2 rRNA genes are annotated in these 3,393 nt (G+C 51.7%); both read right to left on the reverse strand.

Annotated features, from left to right (window positions below):
* A 5S ribosomal RNA gene (gene rrf / locus HG262_RS30785) occupies positions 1–108 on the reverse strand; the annotation flags it as partial.
* Between the two features lie 199 nt (positions 109–307).
* Positions 308–3,192, reverse strand: a 23S ribosomal RNA gene (locus HG262_RS30790).
* Between the last annotated feature and the right edge of the window lie 201 nt (positions 3,193–3,393).

The following is a 3,393-nucleotide window of genomic DNA, read 5'->3' on the forward strand; positions in this document are numbered from 1 at the left end:
ACGATGACCTACTTTCACAGACGTCCGTCCACTATCATCGGCGCGAAGGCGTTTCACTGTCCTGTTCGGGATGGGAAGGAGTGGTACCACCTTGCTATGGTCGTCAGGCGTAACTGGTTGAGCAGCTGCGGTTAGGCAACGGCTCCAATCTTGGAAGAAACACAACGTGTGATGATCAGAGGCTAGCTCGATGATCATGCACAGGGGGATGTAATTGGTGTTGGCTGGCTGCCGACGGTGCAGCCAGATTTTGTATTGAACGACACTTGGAACGCTATATCACCAGGTCAATAACCATCAGTGTTATAGGATCAAGCCTCACGAGCAATTAGTATCGGTTAGCTTAACGCATTACTGCGCTTCCACACCCGACCTATCAACGTCCTGGTCTCGAACGACTCTTTAGGGGGATCAAGTCCCCGGGATACCTAATCTTCAGACGAGTTTCCCGCTTAGATGCCTTCAGCGGTTATCTCTTCCGTACTTAGCTACCCGGCAATGCCATTGGCATGACAACCGGTACACCAGAGGTACGTCCACTCCGGTCCTCTCGTACTAGGAGCAGGCTCCGTCAAGTATCCAACGCCCACGGCAGATAGGGACCAAACTGTCTCACGACGTTTTAAACCCAGCTCACGTACCTCTTTAAATGGCGAACAGCCATACCCTTGGGACCGGCTACAGCCCCAGGATGAGATGAGCCGACATCGAGGTGCCAAACACCGCCGTCGATATGAACTCTTGGGCGGTATCAGCCTGTTATCCCCAGAGTACCTTTTATCCGTTGAGCGATGGCCCTTCCATTCAGAACCACCGGATCACTATGTCCTGCTTTCGCACCTGTTCGACTTGTCAGTCTCACAGTCAAGCACGCTTATGCCATTGCACTATCAGCACGATTTCCGACCGTACCTAGCGTACCTTCGAACTCCTCCGTTACACTTTGGGAGGAGACCGCCCCAGTCAAACTGCCCACCATGCACTGTCCCCGATCCGGATAACGGACCAAGGTTAGAACCGCAAACAAACCAGGGTGGTATTTCAAGGATGGCTCCACGTGATCTAGCGACCACGCTTCAAAGCCTCCCACCTATCCTACACAGGCCGGTTCACAGATCAATGCAAAGCTACAGTAAAGGTTCATGGGGTCTTTCCGTCTAGCCGCGGGTAGATTGCATCATCACAAACACTTCAACTTCGCTGAGTCTCAGGAGGAGACAGTGTGGCCATCGTTACGCCATTCGTGCAGGTCGGAACTTACCCGACAAGGAATTTCGCTACCTTAGGACCGTTATAGTTACGGCCGCCGTTTACCGGGGCTTCGATCAAGAGCTTGCACCCCATCACTTAACCTTCCGGCACCGGGCAGGCGTCACACCCTATACGTCGACTTTCGTCTTTGCAGAGTGCTGTGTTTTTAATAAACAGTCGCAGCCACCGATTCTCTGCGACCCCATCATGCTAAGCGCGCAGGCGCTTCACACTACCGGGGTATACCTTCTCCCGAAGTTACGGTATCAATTTGCCGAGTTCCTTCTCCTGAGTTCTCTCAAGCGCCTTGGAATATTCATCCCGTCCACCTGTGTCGGTTTGCGGTACGGTCTCGCACAGCTGAAGCTTAGAGGCTTTTCTTGGAACCACTTCCAATCACTTCGCAAGCAATGCTCGCTCGTGCCATACCCTTGATTTACGCGCCCGGATTTGCCTAAGCGCCATCTTCGATACAGCAACAGGGACATCCAACACCCTGATGATCTTCCGCGATCCGTCCCCCCATCGCACTGTACGACGGTACTGGAATATTAACCAGTTTCCCATCAGCTACGCATCTCTGCCTCGCCTTAGGGGCCGACTCACCCTGCGCCGATGAACGTTGCGCAGGAAACCTTGGACTTACGGCGAGGGGGCTTTTCACCCCCTTTATCGCTACTCATGTCAGCATTCGCACTTCTGATACCTCCAGCAGCCTTTACAAGCCACCTTCGCAGGCTTACAGAACGCTCTCCTACCGCGTGCACTAAAAGTGCACACCCGCAGCTTCGGTTTATCGCTTAGCCCCGTTACATCTTCCGCGCAGGACGACTCGATCAGTGAGCTATTACGCTTTCTTTAAAGGATGGCTGCTTCTAAGCCAACCTCCTGACTGTCTATGCCTTCCCACTTCGTTTCCCACTTAGCGATAATTCGGGACCTTAGCTGGCGGTCTGGGTTGTTTCCCTCTTGAGTCCGGACGTTAGCACCCGGTGCTCTGTCTCCCAAGCTGTACTTGCGGGTATTCGGAGTTTGCCATAGTTTGGTAAGTCGCCATGACCCCCTAGCTATAACAGTGCTCTACCCCCCGCAGTAATACTTGAGGCACTACCTAAATAGTTTTCGGAGAGAACCAGCTATTTCCAGATTTGTTTAGCCTTTCACCCCTATCCACAGCTCATCCCCTAATTTTTCAACATTAGTGGGTTCGGTCCTCCAGCACGTGTTACCGTGCCTTCAACCTGGCCATGGATAGATCATCTGGTTTCGGGTCTACACCCAGCGACTGAATCGCCCTATTCGGACTCGCTTTCGCTACGGCTTCCCTATTCGGTTAACCTTGCCACTGAATGTAAGTCGCTGACCCATTATACAAAAGGTACGCAGTCACCCCACAAGGAGGCTCCTACTGTTTGTATGCATACGGTTTCAGGATCTATTTCACTCCCCTTCCGGGGTTCTTTTCGCCTTTCCCTCACGGTACTGGTTCACTATCGGTCGATCACGAGTATTTAGCCTTGGAGGATGGTCCCCCCATCTTCAAACAGGATTTCACGTGTCCCGCCCTACTTGTCTTACGCTTAGTTCCACACACAAGATTTCGCCTACAGGGCTATCACCTGCTACGGCCGGACTTTCCATTCCGTTCGACTATCTTGCGTGCTAAAACGTAAAGGCTCTTCCGATTTCGCTCGCCACTACTTTCGGAATCTCGGTTGATTTCTTTTCCTCGAGCTACTGAGATGTTTCAGTTCACCCGGTTCGCTTCCACTAGCCTATGTATTCAGCTAGGGATACCGCATTGCTGCGGTGGGTTTCCCCATTCGGACATCTACGGATCAAAGCTTGTTTGCCAGCTCCCCGTAGCTTTTCGCAGGCTACTACGTCCTTCATCGCCTGTGATCGCCAAGGCATCCACCATATGCACTTAGTCGCTTGATCCTATAACGCTGTAGGCTATAGGACCTGAGTATTAGCGTTTGTGCCGTTCATAAGTTTCAAAGCAGTCTGAGGTTATTCACCCCAGTCTTGAGAACTTGGAACAAAATAATGCAATCACAACCCGTACTTATCTTCTTCGACTTGCGTCGAGTACTTGATAAGTACATTTCGTTGTGCTTCTTCCAGATTGTTAAAGAACGA

Source organism: Achromobacter sp. Bel (genome assembly GCF_012928505.1).
Classification (GTDB): domain Bacteria; phylum Pseudomonadota; class Gammaproteobacteria; order Burkholderiales; family Burkholderiaceae_B; genus Achromobacter.